The sequence below is a fragment of the Kitasatospora sp. NPDC032150 genome (assembly GCF_055579945.1).
In genome coordinates this window covers 152,003-175,319 of record NZ_JBVIMH010000003.1, presented here as the reverse complement: position 1 = coordinate 175,319, position 23,317 = coordinate 152,003, and the positions used below count along the sequence as shown (strand labels likewise).

Sequence of the window (23,317 nt, the reverse complement as noted above, 5' to 3'; positions counted from 1 at the left end):
GAGGAGAACCGCGCGAGATCGAGGGTCCCTGCGCTCCTCACCCGCTTCCGTGTTCACCCGCCGCCCGGGAGTCCGACCCAGCCCTGACCACCCCAACTCCTCGTACCACATAGCCGGTTGGCGCCAAGCGGCCCCGCTACAATCCGCCAGCCGATGCGACCGGCGTCAGGTCAGCGCCCTGGACTGCCAGTAGCCGAACTGCCGGAGCGGGTCGCCGTCGAACACCCACGGCCAGGCGGTGACCGTGTCACCGAGCAGGCGGAAGGTGTCCGTGCTCTCCTGCACGCGGCCGGCCTGGACCAGGGCGAAGGCGAGCAGGTTGAGGTCGGCCAGGGCGGCCGCGTGCCGCAGGTGGCCGGGGCGGGGCCAGTCGGCCACAGCGGTGTCCAGCGCGGCGGCGGCCCGGTTGCTCGTCCACTGGCGGCGGACCAGCAGCGCCTCGACGCCGCCCCGCGCGGCAGTGCGGGCGTGCTCGTCGACCAGCGCGGTCAGTTCTACCCCCACGGCCGGTGCGGCCGGTGGCACCGCGCCCCGCACGGCGTTCACGAACTCCAGCTGACCGCCACGCGAGCCGCACTCCTCCGGCGACAGGTAGCGCAGCATCTGCAGATGGGCCTCGCGGTTCCAGGGGTCGCGCGAGGTCACCTCGTGCCAGACCGTGAACAGCTTGCGCGATTCGGCGCGCGCCAGGCGCAGGATCCCGAGCAGCACCACCCAGGGCGTGGGGTCCTCGGGGCGGCCGTCGGCGGCGCGGTAGCAGCTGTCGGCGGCGGCACGGACGTCCTCCATCCGTCCCGCGTGCCGACCGCGGACCAACTCGACCCACGCCTCGAACACCAGCGCGTCGGCGCCGCGCGACCGGCGCATCCGCCAGGAACGGGCCAGCGCCAACGGCGCGGCGGCCTCGGCGAGCACGGCGAACCGGTGCGCACGACGGTCCCAGTCCGTGCCGGCCTCCTGCAGAAGCCGCTCGACCTGGCCAATCTGAATGTCGTACTGGCCCGGCATCCCGGAGGAATTCAACTGTCGCCGCACGCGACCGAGTTCGACGTCGTCGAGTTCCGGCAGTAGGCGCGGGCCGGAAGCGCGAAATCTTCGAAAGATTGACACGCGCCGCAGCCTAGGCCCCCGGCGGAATTTCAGACAGCCCTCGGAAGGGAATTGTTATTTCCCGGCGACCCCCGTGACCCTACCGTCTCGTACCGCAACCAGAGGAGGCCGCGACCGGCGGAAACGGGGCGGGAAAGAGAAAGGACGGGGGGTGTGGAAGGGTGGGCGGATGGAGTATGGTCTCCCAATCCGACGGGCACGCCGAGGTCATGCGCGACGCGAATGCGGCCATGCGCACGCAAAGCGGGGCCGGGGATAGCGCGGACCGGTGGAGCGAGTCCTCTCGGCGCGACGGATTCCATCGGTGTGCTCGTTTTCGGAAATATGACCACGTGTCAGAAACGTGCTTTCCCGGCGACGGGATTTCGCGCCATCCGGCCGCCCGGGGAACGCACGGCCGCCGCCCCGGAGCGCACACCGCCGGCCGCCCGGCGAGCGTCCGGGCCACGGAACGCGGAAACCCGTCGGCCGAGCAGCGCGCGAACCCCTTGATGGCGGCCGGGGTCAGACCCCGGGCGCCCCGGCTAGCATCCTCGTCATGAAGACGCTGTTGGGGTCGGGCCGGTAACCGGCGAACGGCTCGCAGTAGTCGAAGCCGAACTTCTCGTACAGCTTCCTGGCGGGCAGGAAGAACTCCTCCGAGCCGGTCTCCAGGCTCAGCCGGGCGAACCCCATCCGCCCGGCCTCGGCGATGATGTGACCGAGCAGCCGGGAGGCGATCCCGCTCCGCTTGCGCGCCGCGTCCGTGCGCATCGACTTGAGCTCCGCGTGGCCCGCATCCAACCGCTTGATCGCGCCACAGCCGACCAGCGCGACCCCGTCCCTCACCGACCAGAACGTGACCTCCGACCTGCGGAGCTCGTCGAGATCCAGCGCGTGCACACTCTCCGGCGGCGAGATCGACCGCAGCTGCTGGAGATGAGCGTCGAGGAACCGCGCGATCTCCGGACCGGAGAGGTCGTCGACTGCGATCGACGACGACCTCTACTATCGCACTGGCCGCGACATCTCCGAATTCCTCACCCGCGCCGGCTGGGAACACGTCCCCGCCTACGAGGGACAGTACCGCCGCGATTGGGCCGTCGAACTCCTCACCGAGCGCCGCCACATTCCCAGGCAGTTGGAGAAGGTACTGCTCCGACTGGCCGAGCCGCTGGAGTACCTGGGCGAACCCGACCAGCTCGCCAGCGTCGTCAGCGCGGTCAACAACTTCCTGATCCACGAAGGCCTTCGCATCGTCACGCCAGGAGGCAGGCCCCGCATCATCGCCTGCGACCCCGCGCTCGCTGGCCCCGGCCACCACGCACCCGCCGAGTTCCGCGGCACCCTCGCCGACATCGTCACCGGCCCCCGCGCCGTCCAGGTCCTTCAAGCACGCATGGACGAAGCACAGACCTGCTACGAGAACGGCGCCCACGTCGCCGCGATCATCATGCTCGGCAGCCTCCTCGAAGGCGTTCTGCTGCGCGCTGTCCTGGAACGCGACGCCTCGCTGCTCGGCAACGCCAAGGCCGACCGAATCTCCCTGGCCGAGCTCATCAAGCGCTGCCACAGCGTGGGCTGGATCTACGCCGACATCGAGAAGCTCTGCCACGAGCTGCGCGAGTACCGCAACTATGTCCATCCCCGCCAGGAGATCGACGCCACCCATACCCCCAACCGCGAGACGCTCAACGTGTCCTGGCAGGTGGTCGGCGCCGTCCTCAACGACCTCCACGCCACCCGACTGCAAGCCACCTCCTGACCGGCCCAACCACCGCGCTGGCACCAGCCGATCAGAACCCCGGGGCACTTACCTTGTGCAACCCCACCGGGAGCGCGGGCGCGACCCGACCCTCGCCCCACATCGACCGCACGTGCGCGCACCAACGACCGGAAGCGAAGGAACCACAAATGTCCGCAGCGACCGACCGGATCTTGGCCGAACTCGCTGGCACCACCCGCGTCCACGTCCACTCGACCGCCCAGCTGGTGCTGGACGCGGACAAGGCCGCCACCAGCATCGACCGGGAACGCGCCCGAAAGGCCGAGAACAAGGAGGAGGTGTTCCGCAAGCCGTTGACCGAACCGCTGCCCGGCGCCGAACGAGACGACCTCACGCTCACCACCTGGCAGGCGCTGGGCACCCTCCCCAGGTCCAGCACGCTCGCCCGGCATGGGCAGGGTCGAGGACTCGCCGAACACTGGCAGTCCCTGAAGTACTGCCGGGCCATGGCCACCCCCAAGGACGGTCATCTGCACCTCAGTTCCAGCGGTGAGAGCCCTGAGCAGTTCCACCGCGGCCTTCAAGCACGGGAACTCGGACGCGCTTTCGGCCTCGCCCTGGCCAGGCGCACCATCCGCCTACGTCACCCCGACCGCATCATTGCCACAATCGATGCAGAAGCCGCACTCCTGCCGGGATTCGCACGCAGCGACAAGCAACCTACGCTCGGCGCATGGCCTCGCCCGGACTACCTCATCGAGGCTTGGAAGCCCGACGAGCCGTCGATCGTCTACGCCGTGACGGCCAGCGGCAATCACCAAGTCGCCACCCCTCGCACCGGCAAGGCACAGCGCACCACCTTCCGACAGCTCGCCAGGGCCAGCGAACGCGTCGAACACTTCCACATCGGATCCTGGAACAACACCGGCCGCCTGCTGATGTCCACCGAGCTCCTGCCCCCCCCGGCGGCATCACCGTCCACGCCCTGCAAGCCTCCGGCAGCGCGCAGCTGCGGAACGCGCCCCTCGACATCGAAGACGGCGCCGACATCGACCGCCGCCTGAAGCGCAGCCTGAAGTACGTGGACACCGTCCGCGTCCCCAGCCCGAACGCCGACCCCCGAGATCGCTGGCACAACGCCTTCCTTGTGCCGGGCAAGGAACTTGGCTGGTTCGCGCAGACACTGGCGGCGACCGGCGCCGCCGGGCAACTCGCCTGGACCGGAGCCGGAAGGGAGATCAGCCGCTACCTGACCGCCGTACAGGGCCGCCAGCGCTACCAGGAACGCGCTTTCGCGGGTGCGGCTAGTGTCCGGGACGCCCACCACACCTTCGACGGGGAGCTCTTCGTCGGCACCGACCAGGTCTTCCGGCTCGACGGACAGCGAGTCGAGGCGTTCTCCGGAATGGCGTCATCCCTGTACAAGCTGCTGGAGGCTGGGAAGGTGGAGGAGTACCGCCGCCTCGCCCATGAACGACGGAATGCATGGCCAACCGGAACCACAGCGCATGGCTGGGGTCCTGTGTCCTTCCGTGACGACGGCACCCTGATGGCACTCCGGATTCTCCCGACAAGGCGAGTGGGCAAGGGCTGGCGGAGCCTCCAGTAGCACACAGAGCGGTGCTGGGCCGGCGATAGCAGCGCGCCCAGCACCGCTCTCTCCCCAGTCGCCGGGCCTGAGGAGCCTGTTGATCAACGACCTCTTCCTCCCCTTCGATAAGAAGCCCGCCGCAAAGCTCCGCGATGCCCAGGGTGCCGACGCCTTCACCTGCGGCGTCCTGCTCGGCCGCTTTGGGAAGCTGCTGACCCTGCGGGCGTGTGACGACACGAGGTCCCACGTCGCCCACCGCCCACCGCCCACCGCCCACCGGTACGGTGCAACCGCACCGCCCTCGGCGAGAACAGCGCCGACCATCTCTACATCGGCCACGCCCTCAGGGCATGGCTCCGCGGCCAAGACCCGTCACGCTGCGGGAGTCGCTCGGCACGGAGCTCCCATCGCGGTGGGCGCACGGTGGCGAGCGTCCCCGGCGGCGCAAGGCGGCCCCTCCCCGCCCGACCGGCCCACGGCTGAACCACTGGCAATGGGCTGCGGACTTGTCGAACACCCTGTCTTTTGCCCAGCATCCACGGCGCGCCCACTGCGGGCCGAGCCATCTGGACTACTCCTCGAGCGACGCCATGAGGCTATGCATCCGGCAGCGGACTGATGTCAACTACAGGAAATGACAGGTTTGGTGAGTGACAATCAAGTCGCGGTACCAGGCGTACGAGGCCCTCGGTGTACGGTGCTGCGTCTCGAAGTCGACGTGGACCAGGCCGAACCTTTGACGGAACCCCTCGGCCCGTCGAACAGGCTGTCATTGCAGCGGGGCGCCCCCACCGGTCTCACTTCACAGATCCGGCCATCGCTCCCTGGATGAAGAATCGTTGGAAGCAGAGGAACACCCCCACGGGGACCAGGAGGGACAGGAACGCGCCGGGTGCGAGGATGTCCATGTTGCTGCCGAACTGCCGCATCTGGGACTGCAGGTAGACAGTCAGCGGCTGCGAGTCGTTGCCGGCGAAGATCAGCGCGACCAGCATGTCGTTCCAGACCCAGAGGAACTGGAATATGCACAGCGAGGCGACGGCCGGTGCGGCGAGCGGCAGGGCGAGGGTGCGGAAGATCCGCCACTCCCCGCAGCCGTCCATCCGTGCCGCTTCCAGGAGTTCGGCGGGGATCTCCAGGAAGTGGTTGCGCATCAGGAACACGGCGAACGGCAGCCCGTAGCCGACGTGGAACAACACGACGCCGGGGATGGTGCCGAACAGCCCGACGGCGCCCTCGAGTTTGGCGACCGGGATGAGCCCGACCTGCACCGGCACGACCAGCAGCCCGACCACACCGAGGAAGACGGCGTCCCGACCGGGGAAGCGCATCCAGGCGAAGGCGTAGCCGGCTCCTGCGGCGAGGGCGACGGTCAGCAGGGTCGCCGGGACGCTGATGAGCACGGTGTTCCACAACGCCTCGGGGACGTCGCCGCCGCCGAGCAGCGCCGTGTAGTTCTGCAGGGTGAGCTGGGCGGGCTCGGTCAGTGCCGTCCACCAGCCTCCGGTGGCCGCGACCTGCTTGGGGCGCAGCGAGGAGACCAGCAGGCCGACGGTGGGCACCAGCCAGGCGACGGCAGCCACGATCAGCACGGTCTGGACGAGGCCGCTTCGGGTGAGGGCGGCGAGCCGGGTCGTGAGCGGCAGGGCGGGCCGGCCGGCGGGCACCGGTGCGGGCACGGTGGTGGTGGGGACGGACGGGGCCGCCTGGGTGGTGGTCATGCGCGGCTCCCTCGGAAGCGTCGGACGTTGAGAAGCATCACCGGCACGACCAGGAGCAGCAGCAGGACGCTGAGGGCGCTGCCGAGGCCCTGGTCGTTGCCGCCGCCGAAGGAGACCAGGTAGAGCCGGAGAGCGAGCACGCTCGCGTCCTGCTGCACCGGTCCGGGCGCGATGATGTACACGAGGTCGAAGATCTTCATCACGTTGATGACCATGGTGATGAACACGACGCCGAGGACCGGGGCGAGTTGGGGCACGGTGATGCGGCGGAAGATCTGCCATTCGCCGGCGCCGTCGATCCTGGCCGCCTCGATGGTCTCGCGGGGCAGGTTGGCGAGGCCCCCGGCGATGATGACCATGGCGAAGCCGGCCCAAATCCAGATGTAGGCGCCGATGATGGCTGGGGTGATGAAGGCGGGGCCGAGCCAGTCGACGCCGCGGTAGGGGGCGGCGAAGTTCGCGGCCGGCATCACCACCGAGGTGGTGGCGGTCGGGGCCGCGCCGAACCGGAAGGTGCCGTCGGCGGCGGTGGTGGTGGTGTCGACCGTCCGTCCGCCGTCCCGGAGTTGGACGGTGACGCCGGGAAGGCCCTTCTTCCCGGCATCCAGTCGGCCGGGGTGGCCGCCGCCGCCCGGGACGAAGTCCAGGAACACCGTGCCGCTGACCCCGTCGCCGCCGGCCGGCTCCTGGGCCGTCCGGGCGGTCGCCGGCAGAGCGCCGGGCTGCACGCCGACCAGCGGCAGCAGCACGACGCGCGTGCTGGTGGGCGCCGTGATGTCGCCGCCCTGGGCCCGGTCGAGGCCGCCGCCGGGGCGCGGGTGGGCTCCCGGGTAGGTCGACCGGTCGTTGAAGGTGTCGTGGACGGCGACCGCGGCGGCGTTGAGCGCGCCGCGGTGCGGGTCCGCGTCGTACACCGTGCGGAAGATGATCCCGGCGGCGAGGAAGGAGATCGCCATCGGCATGAAGACGAGCAGCTTGAACGCGGTGGCCCAGCGGATCTTCTCGGTGAGCACCGCGAACACCAGGCCGACGGCGGTCACCAGTGCCGGGGCGACGGCGACCCAGATCGCGTTGTTGCGCACGGCGGTGAGGGTGGCGTGGTCGGTGAAGGCGGTGCCGTAGTTGTCGAGTCCGACGAAGCGGTGGCCGGAGGCGTCGAAGAGGCTGCGGGCCACCGAGTAGCCGATGGGGTAGACGACGAGGGCGCCGAGCAGCAGCAGGGCGGGCAGGACGAAGAGCAGGGCGAGGCCCCGGTGGCGCCGGAGCGCGCCACCGGATGCCCGGCCACTGCGGGGTGAGCGCAGAGACATGGTGGATCAGCCCTTGTAGGCCTTGGCCGCGTCGGCTTCGAGCCTGGTCGCGGTGCCCTGGACGTCGGAGGGGTCGGCGAGGAAGTCCTGGAGGTCCTTCCACTCGCCCTGGCCCGCGGTGCCGCCGAACGCGGCGGGGGCCTGGTCCGACATGTCGAAGCGGAAGGCGTCGCCGGCGTCGATCACCGACTTGGCGAACTGCCGGGTGGTGTCGTCGGGGTAGACCGAGGGGTCGACGGCCTTGTTGGGCGAGATGAAGCCGCCGGCCTTGGCCCAGACGGTGGCCGCCTCGGGGCCGGCCAGGAACTCGACGAACTTCTGCGCGGCCTCGGGGTGCTTGGCGCCCTTGAGGACGACCGCCGCGTCGCCCGCGCCCATCACCGGGGCCTTGCCGCCGTCCACGGCGGGGAAGGGGAACACCTTGGCGTCGGTGCCGACCTGCTTCTTCAGCTCGGAGGCGATGACACCGCCGACAAAGTCGCCCTCGTAGGTCATGGCGGCCTTGGGTTGTGCTCCGAAGACCTCCTGGACGGAGGTCGGGAAGTCGGTCTGCAGGGCGCCCTGGCCGCCGCCGGCGACGAGTTGCTTGTCGCCGAAGACCTTGCCGAGGGTAGTCAGCGCCTTGAGGACCGACGGGTCGGTCCACGGGATCTCGTGCCGGGTGAGCTTGTCGTAGAGCTCGGGTCCGGCCTGGGAGAGGTAGACGTTCTCGAACCAGTCGGTGAGGGTCCAGCCGGCTTGGCCGGCGACCGAGAAGGCCGGGGTGCCGGAGTCGGAGAGCGTCCGACTGGCCTTCAGCAGGTCGTCGAAGGTGGCCGGGGGCTGGACGCCGGCGTTCTGGAAGGCGGTGGGGCTGTACCAGACGGTCGACTTGTCGGCGGCCTTGAAGTAGAGGCCGTACTGGGTGCCGTTGACGGTGCCGAGGCTGGACCAGATGCCGGCGTAGTCCTTCTTCGCGGCGTCGGTGACGGCGGACGAGAGCGGCGCCAGCCAGCCCTTCCCGGCGAACTGCTTGATCACGCCGGGCTGGGCGACCATGACCACGTCCATCGGGTCGCCACCCTCGATCTTGCTGCCGACCACGGTGGAGAGGTTGTCACCGGTGGAGGTGTAGCTGACGGCGGCACCGGTCTTCGCGGTGAAGGCGTCCAGCACCTTCTTGAAGTTCTCCTGCTCGGTACCGCTCCACACGGCGGCGACGGTCAGGGTCTGTCCCTTGAGTTCCTGGGTGGCGGAGTCGGCGGCGGTGCCGCCTCCCCCGCTGCCGCAGGCGGTTGCGGTGGCGGCCAGCAGGACGCAGGCGGTCAGGGTGGGAAGGGCGCTACGGAGTCTCATCGTCGGGTCTTCTTCCGTGAGGGCGGATGGGAGGCGTCGTTATGTGATTGATAGTCAGATACTGCTGGCAGTAGTGGGATTGACCCACCAGGCGGCGGTAGCGGGCGACAGGAAGCCGTCAATGCACGTACCGCTGGCCAGCAGGGGCGGACCGACGACCGGGGCCGGCGCGGGGGTGTCGCCGAAGTTGACGGCGCACACCAGGCCCTCGCCACGGACGAACGCGAGGACGCCGGGCGGGGTCTCCAGCCACCGCAGCGTGCCCTCGCCGAGCTGTGGGAGTTCACGGCGCAGTTGGAGGGCGGCGCGGTACAGGTGGAACACGGATCCGGCGTCGTTCCGCTGCCGCTCTGCCGTGTGGGCGGCGAACGAGGCCGGCTGCGGCAGCCACGGCGCGGCCGGGCTGTCCGGCGGGCTGAAACCGAATGGAGCCTCGGCGCCCGACCAGGGCAGCGGTATCCGGCAGCCGTCGCGGATCCCGGTCCGGCTGCCCGTGCGGCGGAAGATCGGGTCGGTGATCAACTCATCCGGCAGGTCGAGGACTTCGGGCAGTCCGAATTCCTCGCCCTGGTAGATGTAGGCGGCTCCGGGCAGTGCCAGCATCAGCAGGGCGGCGGCCTTGGCCCGGGCGGGGCCGGAGGCCGGGTCCTCCCCGGCGAACCGGCTCACCGTGCGGACCTGGTCGTGGTTGTTGAGCACCCAGGTGACCGTCGATCCGGTGGCGGTGATGTCCCGCACGGCGTCGTCGATGACCCGGTGGAAGTGCGCGAGGTCCCACGGCGCGTGCAGCAGGTGGAAGAAGAATGCCTGGTGCAGTTCGTCGGGGCGCACGTACAGCGCCTGTTCGGCCGGCGTGGGCACCGACGCCTCGCCGACCAGCAGCCGCTGCCGGCCGTCGCGGACGGTGTACTCCTCGCAGATCGCGCGCCACCGGCGCCAGACCTCGTGCACCTCCGGCTGGTTCCAGGCCAGCGGGTTGACCGAGTCGCGGGTGCGCTCGTCCACGTCCGGGTCGGGCGAGTCCGGCAGCTCGGGATGCTTGTACAGCCCGGCCGCCACGTCGATCCGGAAGCCGTCGACGCCGCGGTCGAGCCAGAACCGCAGCACCTCCTCGAAGTGGGCGGCGACGTCGGGGTTGCGCCAGTTGAAGTCGGGCTGCTCCGGGGTGAACAGGTGGAGGTACCACTGGCCGGCCCGGCCGTCGGCCTCGGTGGCCCTGGTCCACGCCGGGCCGCCGAACATGGCCCGCCAGTTGTTGGGAGGCAGCTCCCCGGCCTCGCCGCACCCGTCGGCGAAGTGGAACCGCGCCCGCTCGGGGCTGCCGGGGCCGTTGGCCAGCGCCTTCTGGAACCACGGGTGATCACTCGAGCAGTGGTTGGGGACGACGTCCAGGACCAGCTTGAGGCCGAGCAGTCGGCAGTCCGTCACCAGGCGGTCGAACTCGGCGAGGTCTCCGTAGACCGGGTCGACGGCGCAGTGGTCGGCGATGTCGTAGCCGTGGTCGTGCTGGGGTGAGACGTAGAACGGGTTGAGCCAGACGCCGTCGGCGCCCAGCTGCCGCACGTGGTGCAGCTGTTCCCGGACGCCGGCGAGGTCGCCGACGCCGTCGCCGTCGGTGTCACGGAAGCTGCGCACGTAGATCTGGTAGATCACGGCGTCGCGCCACCAGGCACGGGCGGCGGGGGTGGTGGGGGCGTGCGAACGAGCGCGCGGCAGGGTGACCGCGTCGCCGTCGGGGAGGGTGGGGTTGGGCATCTCGCTACTCCAACGGTTATGCATTCGCGTTAGGTATAGCAGGCAGATACGGGCACTGTTAAGCCCTTGTCTGATGCCGTTTCCCAGGAGTTACGAGAAGCGATGCCCGATCACGAGTAGATACATGTTAGGTACTCGCGGGTAGGAGCCTCGCGAAGCAGGGGCGGACCGCCCCGGGGCGTCGTCGGCGTCGTCGGCGTCGACTCAGCCGACGATGGCGCGCAGGTCCGCGGCCAGCCTGGGCAGCGCCGCCTCGGCGGTCCGACGGCCCGACACGACCTCGAACGCCGTCTCGCTGAACGCGAGGCTCAGCTGCTGGTACTGCGGCACGCCGGGGCGCGCGCCAGCCGCCAGGATCGCCGTGCGCAGCACGGGCAGGTACGGGAACCGGGCTGTCAGGTCCGGGTCCGCGTACAGGTCGGCCCAGACCGGCGGCAGCCCACCGTCGGTCAGCACGCGGTACTGCGCCCGGCGGCTCGTCAGGTAGCCGATCAGCGCCTGGGCGGTGCGCTGGTACCGGGAGAACCGGCTGACCGCCAGGCCCGAGCCGCCCAGCACACCGCTGCCGGGCCCGTTCGGGCCGGGCAGCGGCACCACGCCGAACCGCCCCTCCACGGGGGACCCGGCGGCGCCGACCGCGTGGTAGACGTACGGCCAGTTCCGCAGGAAGAGCAGGCCGCCCCGGCCGAAGGCCGCGCGGGACTCCTCCTCCTGGTAGCCGAGCACCTCGGGCGGGATCCAGCCGTCGCGCACGCCCCCGGCCAGGAACTCCAGTCCGGCCAGGGCCTGCGGGCTGTCGACCACCACGGTTCCGTCGCCGGCCAGCAGGTCCCCTCCGGCCGAGCGGATGGCCTCCAGCGCGTTGACGGCGAGGCCCTCGTAGGGGCTCAGCTGGCCCGCGTACCCGGACAGCCCGTGCGCGGGGGCCAGCGTCCGTGCCTGCCGCACCAGTTCCGGCCAGGTGGTGGGCGGCTGCTCACCGGCGGCGGCCAGCACGTCGCTCCGGTAGTACAGCAGGGCGGCGTTGGCGACGAACGGTACCGCGTACAGCCGCCCGTCATAGCGTCCGGTCCGCACGACCGGCGGCAGGAAACTGCCCAGTGCGAAGTCCGACTCGTCCAGCGGCACGGTCCAACGCCTGGCCGCGAACTCGGCCGTCCACACCACGTCGAGGTTGAGCACGTCGAAGCGGCTCCCGCCGGTCGACAGCTCGCCGGCGAGCTGCGCGTGCACCTCGTCCGCCGCCTCGGGCAGCTCGACCAGCTCGGCGGGCTGGTCCGGGTGCTCGGCGTTCCAGTCGGCCAGCAGCCCACGCAGGTAATGGGTGGTGTCGCGGCCGGTGGCCAGCGTGACCGGCCCGACCCCCTCCGGGTCGCCCGCCGCCTGCGCGTCGCCGGCGAGGCCGTACCAGGCGGACGCGCCCCCGGCCGCGAGCACCGCCGCTCCGCCGACCAGCGCGCGCACCACGCGCCGACGGCCCGCGTCCCCGGTGGGCGGCCGGTCGTCCATGGATCTCCTTCGATCCGCCGGCACGGGTGGGCGCCGACGTACGTCCCTTTATACGGCCTCCCTGCTGGTGGGAGCCCGCCTGCCCGTACTGTGTGACCGAGGTGTAACCAGCGAACAGGGACGAGAAGGAAGAGGTGACGCCCGGTGCGCCATCAGCTGCTGGCGCTGCTGGCCCGGCAGCCCGCCTACGGGTACGAGCTCAAGCAGGGGCTTGAGCAGACCTTCGGCGCGGCGTACCCTCAGCCGAACATCGGCCAGATCTACGTGACCCTGAGCCGACTGGAGAAGTCCGGACTGATCCACGGCACCGAGGTGACGCAGGAGGGCAGGCCGGACAAGAAGGTCTACGAGATCACGGAGAAGGGCACCGAGGAACTCGCCGGCTGGTTCGAGGCACCCACCGAGGGGCCCCGGGTCAGGGACGAGTTCTTCATGAAGCTGATCCTGGCCGAAGGCACCGACCTCGCCGACCGGCTGACGCTGATCAACAACCAGCGCCGGCACTGCATCAACACGATGCGCGGACTCAACAAGCTGGCCGCCACCGAGCGCGGCAACCGGACCTCGCTGCTGCTGATCGAGGGCGCGGTCCTGCACCTGCAGGCCGACCTCGACTGGCTGGAGCGTTGCCAGGAGGAGCTCACGTGACCGGCTCGGAACCGATACGACCGCTGCTGGCCGCCGACGGCGTGGTGCGCTCGCACCTGAGCGGCTCGACCCTGATACCCGCGGTCCGCGGCGTCAGCCTGCGGATCGACCGGGGCGAGTTCGTCGCCGTCACCGGCCCTTCGGGCGCCGGCAAATCCACCCTGCTGCACCTCCTCGCCGGCCTGCTGCGGCCCGACGAGGGCGAGCTGTGGCTCGACGGGCGCCGGGTGGACCGCCTGCGCGAGTCCGCCTGGGCCCGCCTGCGCCGCCGGCACTACGGCATCGTCTTCCAGAGCGGCAACCTGCTCCCCGACTTCTCCGTCGCCGACAACATCGAACTGACCGCGGTGCTCGCAGGCATGTCCGGCCGCACCGCCCGCGAACGCCGCCAGGAACTCCTTGAAGACCTCGGCCTCGCCCACAAGGCCGCCGCCGGGCCCGGCGAGCTCTCCGGCGGTGAGCGCCAGCGGGTCGCCCTGGCCCGCGCGCTGGTCAACCGGCCTCAACTGCTCCTCGCCGACGAGCCCACCGGGAACCTCGACAGCCGCAGCACCCGCGATGTCCTCGCCCTGCTCAGCCGCTACCACGAACAGGGCACCACCATCGTGCTGGTCACCCACGACGCCAGGGCGGCGAGCACCGCCGACCGCGTCGTCAGCCTCTTCGACGGCCGGGTCGCCGACGACGCCCGGGTGGAGGAGCCCCCGGCCGCGCGGCGCGCCGTCGGGGTCCGCGACATCATCGATTTCGGCGGGTGAGCCGGTGCCTGCCATCCTCCGCTGGATCCGTGCCGACCTGCGCTCGCACCGCCTCCACGCCCTGCTGATCGTCCTCGCCACCGGCGGCACCGCCGCCGCCCTCCTGCTCGCCGGCACGCTGCTCGGCGCCGCCGCCGACCCGTGGCAGCGGCAGTTCCGTGCCGCCGGATCACCCGACATCCGGATCGACCTGCGCCCGTCCGCGACCGCCCGGGGCAGCGCCGACGAACCCTCGGCCGCCGTGCTCGCGGGCGAACCCGGCGTACTCGCCGTCTCACCGCCCCAGCACACCGCCGAGACCACCCTGGTCGGCCGACGCGCCGACGGCGCCACCAACGCGGGCCCGCCGGGCCGCACCACGCTCGTACTGCGCGGCGACAACCCGGACGCGGCCCGCCCGCTGCTGCGCTCCGGCACCTGGCTCGATCCGGACGACATCCACGGCATCGTGCTCGAACAGTCCGCGGCCGACGCCGCCTGGGCCCACCCCGGGGACCACCTGACCGTCCTCGACGCCCATGGTGGCCCCGTCGACCTCCGGGTCCTCGGCATCGCGGACAGCCCCGACCAGCTGCCCAGCCAGGCCGCCGGCTACGACCTCGGCTGGGCCCCTCCCGCCACCCTCGACCTCGTGCAGCCGGAATGGGCGGCCCAAGGACTCACCCTCGGCCTGCGGCTGGCCCACCCCTCCGACGCCGGGTACACGGCCCAGCGAGTGGTCAGCGTCCTCGGCGCCGAGCGGGTCTCCCGGATCACCACCTGGCTGGACGCGCGGGCCGCACGGCAGCAGGACAACCGGCTGGCCGGCCTGCTGCTGGGCCTCAGCGGACTCGCCGCACTGCTCGCCGCCGCCCTCGCGGTGGCCGGCGCGGCCGGCGGGCGGATCCGCTCCAGGACCGGCGACATCGCCCTGCTCAAGGCGCTCGGCTTCACCGCCGGCCAGGTCGCCTGGATGTTCATCGCCGAACAGCTCCTGCTGGCCGGCACCGGAGTGCTGCTCGGCGCCGGCGGGGCCGCGATCGCCGTCCACACCGTACCGGCCCTCGGCGGCGGGACCGACGCGCTCCACGGGCTCGTCCCCGGCGGTACGGCGACCACCGGCGCCGTGGTCGCCGCCGCGCTCCTCGCCGTCGGGGCCGCCGCCGCGCTGCCCGCCCTTCGGGCCGCCCGGGTCGTCCCCGTACCCCCGACCGACGGCACCCGGCCACCCGTCATGACGGCCCGGCCGGTCCGGCTCGGCCCACTCCGACGGCTGCCGCCAGCCGTCGTGTTCGGGCTCGGCAGCGTCCTGCGCCGACGCTCGGACCTGGTCGGAAGCGCCCTGCGGCTGACCGTCCCGGTCGTTGCCGCCACCCTGGCCCTGAGCACCTGGTCGACCCTCGACGCCGTCACCCGGCCCGACGGCGGCGCCACCGTCCCGTCCGTCACCGCCCGCCGCACCACCCCCGATCAGACACCCGGCGACGGGCAGCTCGCCAGCGCCCTTGCCGCCGATGTCGCCGTGCAGGGCGTCTTTCCGGGCACCGAGGTGCAGGCCTTGGCGCCCGGCCAGTCCGCAACACTCACCCTCCGCGCCGTCGGCACCACCGACGCCCCGTACCCGTACACCCTCGTCGAGGGCCGGGCGATCCGCGCCACCGACGAGGCCGTGGCCGGACAGGGCGCCCTCGACCTGCTCGGTGCTCGGGTCGGCCAGTGGGTGCGGCTCACAACCGGGAGCACCCCGCGCATCCTGCACATCGTCGGACGCAATCTCGAACCGGAACACGGCGGCCGTGTCCTGTCCACCGGCTTCGACACCCTCGACCGGCCCGGTGACCCCACCCACCCCGACTTCTGGCAGCTGACCCTGCGCCCCGGCCAGGACCCGGCAGAGGTCCAACGCGACCTCCCCGCCCGCGCCGGCCTCGCCGGGCAGACGGAGATCCGTCTCCCCACCGGCCCGGTCACCCGACCCGGCGCCCTGCGGGCCAGCGTGGTCGGCCTCCTGCTCCTGCTCGCCCTCATCGGCCTGGTCGACCTGCTCACCACGGCCACCGCCGGCTTCCACGAACGCCGCCGGGACCTCGGCCTGCTCAGGGCGATCGGCCTGACCCCGGGCCAGTCCGCTGTCGTGCTCGCCGTCCGCGGGACAGCCATCGCCCTCATTACCGTCGCCGTCGGCTCGGCCGTCGCCATCCCGCTCGTCCGCCGGCTCATCGACCGGCAGGGCGAGCTGAGCGGCATCGGCGCGGGCATCGCCCGGGCCCCCTCCACCTGGACGGTCCTCGCCATGGCCGCCATCTGCGCCACGGCGGCCGCCGCCCTCTGCGCACTCCCGGTGCTGCGCATCCCCCCGCCCACCCGGACCCCGGACGGCGCCGACCGGTAGACGTCGCGGCCACCGGTTCACTGCTCGCCCTCCCGCCCACGAGTTGTTCGGCGACGGCGTCGACGGCGTCGCGGGCCCCGGCCCTGGTGAGGCGCCGCAAGGCCTACCTCCCGTGTCGCGCCCGGTGGGCCGCGACCACCTCGCGGTACCAGGCGTACGAGGCCCTCGGCGTGCGCCTCTGCGTCTCGAAGTCGACGTGGACCAGGCCGAACCTTTGATGGAACCCTTCGGACCACTCGTAGTTGTCAAGAAGGGACCATGTGTAGTAGCCGCGGACGTCTATGCCTTCGGCGATGGCCTGGGCGAGGGCGTCGAGGTGGGTGGCCATGAAGTCGATGCGGGGCTGGTCGGGGGTGGTGTCCTCGGTGACGGAGCAGCCGTTCTCGGTGATGGTGATGGGTGGGAGGGCCCTGCCGTACACGTCCCGCAGGCGGTGGAGGAGTTGGCGGAGGGCGTCGGGGACGACGGGCCAGCCGAAGGCGGTGTGGGGGACATCGGGGATGTCGACGAGGGTGAAGGGGAGGCCGGGGCCGGTGGGGGCGGCGACGCGGGTGGGGTTGTAGAAGTTGAGGCCGAGGCCGTCGAGGCCGGGGGTGTGGATGAGGTCGACGTCGCCGGAGCGGATGGCGCCGTAGATGTCGTCAGGGACGCCCAGGACGGAGAGGTCGGGGTAGCGGCCGAGGAGGACGGGGTCGGTGAACAGGCGGTTGTGGAGGGCGTCATAGGTCTCGGCGGCGGCCGCGTCGGCGGCGGAATCGGAGGCGGGCCAGACGGGAGTGAGGTTGTTGGAGAGCATCACCTCCAGGCCGCGCTCGTGCAGAACGGCGGCCGCCAGGCCGTGGGCGAGGAGCTGGTGGTGGGCCGCCGGGAGAGCCTCGAACATGAGGGTGCGGCCAGGGGCGTGGGTACCCAGCGCGTAGCCGAACACCGTGTGGACGAAGGGCTCGTTGAGCGTGATCCAGGTGGGGATGCGGTCACCCAGACGGTCCGCCGCCACCGAGGCGTACTCGGCGAAGCGGTACGCGGTGTCGCGGTTGAGCCAGCCGCCGCTGTCCTCCAGGCCCTGCGGGAGGTCCCAGTGGAAGAGGGTGGGCAGCGGCGCGATGCCAGCCTCCAGCAGGGCGTCCACCAGGCGGTCGTAGAAGGCGAGTCCGGCGGGATTGACCGCACCCGAGCCCGTGGGCACCACCCGGGGCCAGGCGATGGAGAAGCGGTAGCCGTCCAGCCCGAGGCCCTTCATCAGCGCGATGTCCTCGGGGTACCGGTGGTAGTGGTCACAGGCCACCGCACCCGTGTGCCCGTTCCGGACGGCGCCGGGGCGGGCGGAGAATGTGTCCCAGACGGAGCGCCCGCGCCCGTCCTCGGTCACCGCCCCCTCGATCTGGTAGGCGGCGGTGGCGGCACCCCAGCGGAACCCCGCCGGCAGGTCGAGACGGTCCGGCATGGCAGCCTCCTGACGTAAACATGAGGAGAACTCATGTTACTGGTGCAACACCGAAGCACCAGAGGCCGTCGGCTAACGCCACCCTCAACTATCCGCCAGCGGGGAGTTCCTGGCTCTGGCGCGAGTTCTCGGGGCTGGTAGCGGCTACGCGGTGGGGCGGGGGCTGATCAGGCAGGCGAGGGCGAGGAGGAGTGCGGCTGCGAAGAACGGGGCGCGCAGGCCGAAGGCTTGGGCGGTGAGGCCGGACGCGGCAGCGCCGAGGGCGGCGGTGCTGCCGGTGACCATCTGGTAGGCCGTGCTGACGCGGCCCAGGAGTTCGGTGGGCACGAGTGCCTGGCGCCGGGAGACGGCGGTGACGTTCCAGGCCACGTTGGTGGCGCCGTAGCCGATGATGGCCAGGCCTGCCGCGAGAGCTGAGGTGGCGACACCGAGGCCGGCCACACAGAGGGCGGCGCCGGCCATGGTGAGTGAGAGGAGTGGGCCGGGGCCGAAGCGGGTGAGCAGGCGCGGAGTGGCGGTGGCGCCTGCCACGCCGCCGATGGCGGAGGCGCCCAGCAAGAGGGCGAAGCCCATGCTGCTCAGGCCCAGTGAGTCCTTGGCGAAGAGCACCAGGATGGCGATCACGCCACCGCCGACCAGGTTGCCGATCCCGGCCACCAGGCAGAGCCGGCGCAGCAGTTGGTGGCGCCAGAGCCAGCGGACGCCTTCGACGGTGTCCCGGCCCAGGGCTGCCAGGGTGTTGCTGCTCGGCTCGGTGCGAGGGCGGAAGTCGCCGCGCAGCGGCAGCAGCAGCGCGGCGGAGAGCGCGAAGGAGGCGGCGTCCACGCCGAACGGGAGCGCGGCGGTGACGCCGAAGAGCACCGCGCCCAGCGGCGTGCCGAGCAGGGTGTTGCTGATCAGCGCGCTGGACTGCAGTCGCGCGTTGGCCCGCGGACGCTCCTCGGGTGCCACCAGCACCGGGATCACCCCGGAGAAGGCACCGCCGAACAGTGCCTGCCCGGAGCCCAGCACGAAGGCCACCGCGACCAGGAACGGGATCGACACCGCGTGGCCCGCGACCGCGACGGCGAGGACGCTCACCACCAGGGCGCGGACCGCGTCCACGGTCCACAGTATCCGGCGGCGGTCGACCCGGTCCGCGAGCACGCCGGACAGCAGGCCCAGCAGCAGCCAGGGCAGTTGACCGGCCAGCGCGACCGCGGCGATTTCCCGCGGATCGGTGGTGAGTTGGGCCGCGAGCAGCGGCAGGGCGACCAGCCGCAGGCCGTCGCCGAGGCTGGAGACCGCGGTCGAGGCCCAGACCTGGTGGAACCCTGATCCGAGCCGGTTGGCGCGGGTCGTCTCGGCGGTGGTCATGAGGAGAGTCCTTGCTGGCCGGCGGTGTGAGTTACCGAGGGTTGGCGTAGAGCTGCCCGTCCGACCAGATGTAGCGGGTCTGGCCCCAGCGGGCGGCCGAGGCCACGTCCGGGAAGAAGCCGCTGCCGTTGAGGTTGGCGCTGGTGTTGCAGAGCACCGGGATGCCGCTGATCCGCTCGTACTCCACCAGGATCCGGGCCGCGGCGGCGTCGACCGACGGGTCGATGGTCTGCAGCCGGGCGGAGTTGTCCAGGTACACGATGGCCGGTACCTGCTCGGCCCAGCCGGGGCGCATCTGGTGGTCGAAGAGCATGTAGCGGTCCCGGGTGCCCGGGTCGAAGATCTCGGGAGCGCGCTCGGTGAGGCAGAGCGGCGCGACCGGGCGGTACTCGATGTGATGCCTTCACGCCCAGTGTCAGCACTGCTCGTTCCCTCGCTGGTGTTGCCTGCTTCGGTGTCGGCCGCGACTTGCCCCGGATTCAGGAGCCGGTGCTGCTCCACTCCTCGAGCTGCACGGTGCCCGCATCGCCAGCGGCGGCCTGGGCGCTGTGCGGCTGGGTCCAGCCGACGGCCGGGAGCGACGCGGTGCCGAGAGCCAACAGCGCGGTGGCCGCGGCGGTGGCCAGGGCCCGTCGGGTGGTGCGGGCGAGCGGTGTGGTGCTGAGCTCCATGGGTGTGTCTCCATCCACTGATCACTTGCTGGAGGCGGCCGAGCGGTGGAGCGTTTCGACGGCCTCACCGGCGGCTCCGGCAGAGTCTTCCGGCTGGGGATCTACATTTGGTCTTCACCGATGAACGGGGGATATACGCGCTTCCGGGCAGGCCGGAGCAGGCGTTCGGCCCGTCGTCGTCACGGGCCGACCCACGGCCGGCTCACCTGCCGGGGCGGGTTCGCGGCCGGCGCCCAGGTCATTGATGCGATGTACATCGGGCTGGACGACAGTGGCTGGCTCCGGCAGGCGCACCAGGCGCCGAGCGGCCGAAACCCCCAAGGATCACCCGAAAGGCCAGGCACCATGCCCGTTGAATTCGTCGGCGCCCTGTGGACCAGCGACGCCTCGGAGTCCAGTCGCCGCACCACCGAGATCCTCGACCGCGACTACACGCTGCGCCTGGCGCGGGCCCACGAGGAGCACGGCTTCGACCGGGTACTCGTCCCCTACTCGGCGGGCATCCCGGACCCGACGACGGTCGCCACGTACACCGTCTCCAAGCTGGACAAGCTCCAGGTGCTGCTCGCCCACCGCCCGAACGCCTGTCACCCGACCGTCGCCGCCCGGCTCTTCGCCAGCCTGGACCGGATCAGCGACGGCCGACTGACCGTGCACATGATCTCCGGCGGCAGCGACGCCGATCAGCGGCGGGAGGGCGACTACCTGCCCAAGGACCGGCGTTACGCCCGGACCGGCGAGTACATCCGGATCATGAAGCAGGCCTGGAGCGCTCGGGAGCCCTTCGACCACCGGGGCGAGTTCTACGAGTTCGAGGACTACTGCCCGGCCTTCCCGCCGGCCCGCCCCGGCGGTCCGCTGATCTCCTTCGGCGGCGCGTCGGCCGCCGCCCTGGAGGTCGGCGGCGCGCTGGCGGACGTCTACGCCTTCTGGGGCGAGCCGCTGGCGCACACCGCCGCGGAGATCGCCCGGGTGGAGGCCGCCGCGGTGGCGGCCGGGCGCACTGGGGCGCCGCGGTTCCAGGTGGGCCTGCGCTCGATCATCGGGGCGACCGAGGAGCTGGCCTGGCAGAAGGCCCACCGGATCGCCGGCGTCATCGAGGGCAACGCCCGCCGGTTCCTGCCGCCGGCCGACCCGAACGACCCCGACGGCAAGCGCGCGCAGCGGACTCCGGAGAACGCGGCCTCGCAGCGCCTGATGGCCATCGCCGAGGCCGGTGAGCGCTACGACCGCGCGCTGTGGACCGGGATCGCCTCCATCGTCGGCGGGATCAACGACTGCAACGCACTGGTCGGCACCCCGGAGACGGTCGCCGAGGCACTGCTCGACTACTACGACCTGGGGGTGGAGATCTTCACCATCCGCGGCTACGACCTGCTCGGCGACGCGATCGACTTCGGGCGGTACGTCATTCCGATCGTCCGCGAGGAGGTCGCCAAGCGGGACGCCGCCAAGGCGGCCGCTGAGAGGGCGGCTGCCGAGCAGGCGGCCGCTGCGCTCCCGCTCGCCGAGGTGCCGTAAGCGGGTCCGCCGGCAGGGGGCCGGGACGCTGTCCTGATCGCGAGAGAGCCCTCCGGGGTGCGGCTCTCCCGCGATCAGGTCTTTCGGCGTTCAGGCACGGGCCGCTGAGGATGGCTCAGCCACCGGTTCGGGCCGACGCCGCCTGCTGCTGCGGCAGGAAATCGTCCAGCCGCACCGCCAGCCCGTCCTGCTCCGCCACGCGCTGCACCAGTTCGGCCAGCGCCAGGTCCAGGATGCCCAGGCCGAACGGCGAGAAGACCGTGACCCGCTGCTGGTCCCGCTGGTAGGACCGGCCCGCCGCCAGGATCTCGCCGATCGAGGTGGCGATGAACTCGCGGTGGCCCACCTGCTCCTCCGCCAGGTGCAGGGAGGTCGAGGCACGGCACACGTGGTCCGCGTCGTCGACCACGTTCACGGCTCCCAGCAGCGCCTCGGGGGTGAGGTCGCGCAGTGAGAGGTGGAGCACCACCGAGCCGGGGCGGCAGGCCGAGAGATCGACGTGCGGGACCGCCGCCGTGGTGGCGATGCAGACCAGCGGGCTGGCCGCCAGCGCCTCCTCGATCGACTCGGCGTGGGTGACGCCCAGGTCCGGGGCGTGGGCCGCGGCGAAGGCCTGGGCCCGGCTGCGGTCGAGGTCGAAGAGGCAGAGCGAGCGCAGCTCGGGCGCGACCACCCGCAGGAAGCGCAGCACCTCACCGTTGATCACACCGGAGCCGATCAGCGACACAGCGCGCTGCGCGCCGCCGACCCGGACCCGGCCGGCCCGGGCGCTACCACCCGTCAGGACGCTCGCGGCCAGGGCAGCGCTCGCCGCGGTGCGGCGCGCGGAGATCGTGGAGCCCTCGATCAGCGCCTCCGGATGCCCGGTGCGCAGCGAGTTGAGGATGATGGCAGCCGAGGCACGCTCCAGTCCGGCCGAGATGTTGTCGGGGAACGACGAGATCCACTTCATCCCGGCCACCTGGCTGCTGCCGCCGAGATAGGCGGGCAGGCCGATGATCCGGTTCTGCGGGGCGTCCGGGAAACGCAGGAACACCGAGTGGGGCAGCGAGGTGTCGTCCTCCGCGTGCCCCACGTAGGCGCGGCGGACGGCGTCGAGCACCTGGTGCTCGCGTCCGTCCAGGACGGTCCGAACAGCCTTGTTTCCGATGACTAGCATGAGACTGCCTCCGTGGCCTGAACAGCGGGAAGTTGGATGTCGGAGAGCTGCGGGATGCCGCCGAAATGGGCGGCCACCCAGGAGTCGTTGTAAATCGTGCCGAGATAGCGCTCGCCACGGTCGGGGAGGACCACCGCACAGGTGGCGCCGTCGGGCAGGCTGTCGCGCAGCCCGGCCAACGCGCTGACCACCGCCCCGGAGGAGCCGCCGGCCAGGATCGCCTCGGTCGCCGCCAGGTGTCGGCAACCGGCCACACACTCCAGGTCGCTGACGTGGATCACCGAGTCGGCCAGGCCCGGCAGGTGCAGCGGCGGGCGGATCGCGGCGCCGTGGCCGGGCAGCAGGCGGGGGACCGCCGGCGGGTTCGGGTCGAAGATCGCGCTGCCGAGGGCGTCCACGGCCACGATCTTCACCGACAGGTTCTGCTCCGCGGCGTACTCGGCGCAGCCGCGCAATGTGCCGCAGGAACTCGCCGAGCAGATCAGGTAGTCCAGCCGGCCCGGCATCGCCTCGACGATCTCGCGCATCGTGGTGCGGTGCGCCAGCGCGTTGAGCTCGTTGCCGTACTGGTTGGTCCAGTGGGCGCCCGGGATCCGGGCGGTCAGCTCACGGACCCGGCGCACCCGGGCCGGCAGGTAGTCGCCGGTCTGCGGATCGGGCTCGGCGACCATCTCCACCTCGGCGCCCAGGGCGAGCATGATGTCGATGTTCTGCTTGTTCGCCCTGGGGTCGACCACGCAGATGAAGCGCAGATCGTAGTACCGGCAGACCTGGGCCAGACCGATGCCGAGATTGCCCGAGCTGGATTCGATCACCACCGACTTTCCCGGTACGAGCTCACCGCGGCGGATCTTCTCGCTCAGCATCGCCATGGCCGGACGGTCCTTGATGCTCCCCGCCGGGTTGAATCCCTCGAGCTTGGCGTACACCTTGATGCGGTCGTCGCTGAAAAGCCTGGTGAGTTCGACCAGGGGCGTCGAACCGATGGTCGAGAGAATTCCTGTCCGGAGCACTGCGCTCTCCTGTTCCTGTCCGGCCGGGCCGTGCGCTACTTCGCCTGGGTGCTCAGGACTGGGGGCTCGCCGACTGGGGGCTCGCCGACTGAGCGTTCAACGACTGGGCGTTCATCGCGTCGACCAGGCTCTTGGGGCGCATGTCGGTCCAGTTCTGCTCGATGTAGGTCAGGCAGGCCTCACGGCTGTCCTCGCCGAAGGCGCGGGTCCAGCCGGCCGGCTGATCGACGAAGACCGGCCACAGGGAGTGCTGGCCCTCGTCGTTGACCAGCACGAGGAAGCGGGCGTCGGTGTTGTCGAAGGGGTTGGTCATGGCAGTTCTCCTTGATTCGTCATCGAT

Annotated in this window: 21 protein-coding genes and 1 pseudogene; 7 read left to right on the top strand and 15 right to left on the bottom strand. The window is 71.5% G+C overall.

Features of this window, described 5'->3' with window-relative positions; translation table 11 throughout:
• Positions 1 to 165: 165 nt before the first annotated feature.
• Positions 166 to 1,110: a hypothetical protein gene (locus ACZ5ON_RS05040; protein ID WP_465585657.1), complete on the bottom strand. Its 945-nt coding sequence runs from the start codon at positions 1,108 to 1,110 to the stop codon at positions 166 to 168.
• Between the two features lie 504 nt (positions 1,111 to 1,614).
• Positions 1,615 to 2,082: a GNAT family N-acetyltransferase gene (locus tag ACZ5ON_RS05035; RefSeq protein ID WP_465586113.1), complete on the bottom strand. Its 468-nt coding sequence runs from the start codon at positions 2,080 to 2,082 to the stop codon at positions 1,615 to 1,617.
• 148 nt (positions 2,083 to 2,230) lie between these two features.
• Between ACZ5ON_RS05035 and ACZ5ON_RS05030 the strand changes: the two genes are divergently transcribed.
• From ACZ5ON_RS05030 to ACZ5ON_RS05020, 3 genes are all read left to right on the top strand, one after another.
• On the top strand, positions 2,231 to 2,854 hold the full coding sequence (locus tag ACZ5ON_RS05030) for a hypothetical protein (protein ID WP_465585655.1): 624 nt from the start codon (positions 2,231 to 2,233) through the stop codon (positions 2,852 to 2,854).
• 149 nt (positions 2,855 to 3,003) lie between these two features.
• Complete coding sequence (locus ACZ5ON_RS05025; protein WP_465585653.1) at positions 3,004 to 3,879, top strand: hypothetical protein; 876 nt, start codon at positions 3,004 to 3,006, stop codon at positions 3,877 to 3,879.
• Between the two features lie 17 nt (positions 3,880 to 3,896).
• A complete protein-coding gene (locus ACZ5ON_RS05020; protein WP_465585651.1) occupies positions 3,897 to 4,424 on the top strand; it encodes a hypothetical protein in 528 nt (175 codons plus the stop codon).
• Between the two features lie 607 nt (positions 4,425 to 5,031).
• Here the strand turns inward: ACZ5ON_RS05020 and ACZ5ON_RS05015 are convergent.
• From ACZ5ON_RS05015 to ACZ5ON_RS04990, 6 genes and pseudogenes are all read right to left on the bottom strand, one after another.
• A pseudogene (locus ACZ5ON_RS05015) lies at positions 5,032 to 5,160 on the bottom strand (family 1 glycosylhydrolase); the annotation flags it as partial.
• Positions 5,161 to 5,203: 43 nt separating this feature from the next.
• Complete coding sequence (locus ACZ5ON_RS05010; RefSeq protein ID WP_465585647.1) at positions 5,204 to 6,127, bottom strand: carbohydrate ABC transporter permease; 924 nt, start codon at positions 6,125 to 6,127, stop codon at positions 5,204 to 5,206.
• Positions 6,124 to 7,437: a carbohydrate ABC transporter permease gene (locus ACZ5ON_RS05005; protein ID WP_465585643.1), complete on the bottom strand. Its 1,314-nt coding sequence runs from the start codon at positions 7,435 to 7,437 to the stop codon at positions 6,124 to 6,126. Before ACZ5ON_RS05005 ends, ACZ5ON_RS05010 begins: the two co-directional genes overlap by 4 nt.
• Before the next feature lie 6 nt (positions 7,438 to 7,443).
• Complete coding sequence (locus tag ACZ5ON_RS05000) at positions 7,444 to 8,772, bottom strand: ABC transporter substrate-binding protein (protein ID WP_465585639.1); 1,329 nt, start codon at positions 8,770 to 8,772, stop codon at positions 7,444 to 7,446.
• Between the two features lie 54 nt (positions 8,773 to 8,826).
• Entirely contained in the window at positions 8,827 to 10,527 is a 1,701-nt protein-coding gene (locus tag ACZ5ON_RS04995) for a glycoside hydrolase family 13 protein (protein ID WP_465585637.1), read from the bottom strand.
• 204 nt (positions 10,528 to 10,731) lie between these two features.
• Positions 10,732 to 12,036 carry an ABC transporter substrate-binding protein gene (locus tag ACZ5ON_RS04990; protein ID WP_465585634.1) on the bottom strand — a complete coding sequence of 435 codons (1,305 nt, stop codon included), beginning with the start codon at positions 12,034 to 12,036 and terminating at the stop codon, positions 10,732 to 10,734.
• A gap of 144 nt (positions 12,037 to 12,180) precedes the next feature.
• On the opposite strand from ACZ5ON_RS04990, the gene ACZ5ON_RS04985 reads away from it, so the two are divergent.
• Genes ACZ5ON_RS04985 through ACZ5ON_RS04975 form a run of 3 tightly spaced genes read left to right on the top strand, consistent with a single transcriptional unit; the run spans position 12,181 to position 15,813 of the window.
• Positions 12,181 to 12,684: a PadR family transcriptional regulator gene (locus ACZ5ON_RS04985; protein WP_030556227.1), complete on the top strand. Its 504-nt coding sequence runs from the start codon at positions 12,181 to 12,183 to the stop codon at positions 12,682 to 12,684.
• The gene (locus tag ACZ5ON_RS04980) at positions 12,681 to 13,442 is read left to right on the top strand and encodes an ABC transporter ATP-binding protein (protein WP_465391429.1); all 762 of its coding nucleotides are present in this window, start codon (positions 12,681 to 12,683) and stop codon (positions 13,440 to 13,442) included. Before ACZ5ON_RS04985 ends, ACZ5ON_RS04980 begins: the two co-directional genes overlap by 4 nt.
• Positions 13,443 to 13,446: 4 nt before the next feature.
• On the top strand, positions 13,447 to 15,813 hold the full coding sequence (locus tag ACZ5ON_RS04975) for an FtsX-like permease family protein (RefSeq protein ID WP_465585631.1): 2,367 nt from the start codon (positions 13,447 to 13,449) through the stop codon (positions 15,811 to 15,813).
• 103 nt (positions 15,814 to 15,916) lie between these two features.
• Here ACZ5ON_RS04975 and ACZ5ON_RS04970 read toward each other — a convergent pair whose 3' ends face one another.
• From ACZ5ON_RS04970 to ACZ5ON_RS04955, 4 genes are all read right to left on the bottom strand, one after another.
• On the bottom strand, positions 15,917 to 17,257 hold the full coding sequence (locus ACZ5ON_RS04970) for a GH1 family beta-glucosidase (protein WP_465585628.1): 1,341 nt from the start codon (positions 17,255 to 17,257) through the stop codon (positions 15,917 to 15,919).
• A gap of 144 nt (positions 17,258 to 17,401) precedes the next feature.
• Positions 17,402 to 18,613 carry an MFS transporter gene (locus tag ACZ5ON_RS04965; protein ID WP_465585625.1) on the bottom strand — a complete coding sequence of 404 codons (1,212 nt, stop codon included), beginning with the start codon at positions 18,611 to 18,613 and terminating at the stop codon, positions 17,402 to 17,404.
• A gap of 31 nt (positions 18,614 to 18,644) precedes the next feature.
• The gene (locus ACZ5ON_RS04960) at positions 18,645 to 19,007 is read right to left on the bottom strand and encodes a carbamoyltransferase C-terminal domain-containing protein (protein WP_465586111.1); all 363 of its coding nucleotides are present in this window, start codon (positions 19,005 to 19,007) and stop codon (positions 18,645 to 18,647) included.
• Positions 19,008 to 19,092: 85 nt separating this feature from the next.
• Positions 19,093 to 19,284, bottom strand: a complete 192-nt coding sequence (locus ACZ5ON_RS04955; protein ID WP_465585622.1) for a hypothetical protein — start codon at positions 19,282 to 19,284, stop codon at positions 19,093 to 19,095.
• A 345-nt stretch (positions 19,285 to 19,629) separates the two neighbouring features.
• Here ACZ5ON_RS04955 and ACZ5ON_RS04950 point away from each other — a divergent pair, with 345 nt between their 5' ends.
• Positions 19,630 to 20,805 carry an LLM class flavin-dependent oxidoreductase gene (locus tag ACZ5ON_RS04950; RefSeq protein WP_465585618.1) on the top strand — a complete coding sequence of 392 codons (1,176 nt, stop codon included), beginning with the start codon at positions 19,630 to 19,632 and terminating at the stop codon, positions 20,803 to 20,805.
• A 115-nt stretch (positions 20,806 to 20,920) separates the two neighbouring features.
• On the opposite strand, the gene sbnB is transcribed toward ACZ5ON_RS04950, so the two are convergent.
• Genes sbnB through ACZ5ON_RS04935 form a run of 3 tightly spaced genes read right to left on the bottom strand, consistent with a single transcriptional unit; the run spans position 20,921 to position 23,290 of the window.
• Positions 20,921 to 21,964, bottom strand: coding sequence for a 2,3-diaminopropionate biosynthesis protein SbnB (gene sbnB / locus ACZ5ON_RS04945; RefSeq protein ID WP_465585616.1), 1,044 nt, complete (start codon positions 21,962 to 21,964; stop codon positions 20,921 to 20,923).
• Positions 21,958 to 22,977, bottom strand: a complete 1,020-nt coding sequence (sbnA, locus tag ACZ5ON_RS04940; protein WP_465585614.1) for a 2,3-diaminopropionate biosynthesis protein SbnA — start codon at positions 22,975 to 22,977, stop codon at positions 21,958 to 21,960. The genes sbnB and sbnA overlap by 7 nt, the downstream gene beginning before the upstream one ends.
• 52 nt (positions 22,978 to 23,029) lie before the next feature.
• Positions 23,030 to 23,290 (bottom strand): MbtH family protein, encoded by a 261-nt coding sequence (locus ACZ5ON_RS04935; protein ID WP_465585612.1) that lies wholly within the window; start codon positions 23,288 to 23,290, stop codon positions 23,030 to 23,032.
• Between the last annotated feature and the right edge of the window lie 27 nt (positions 23,291 to 23,317).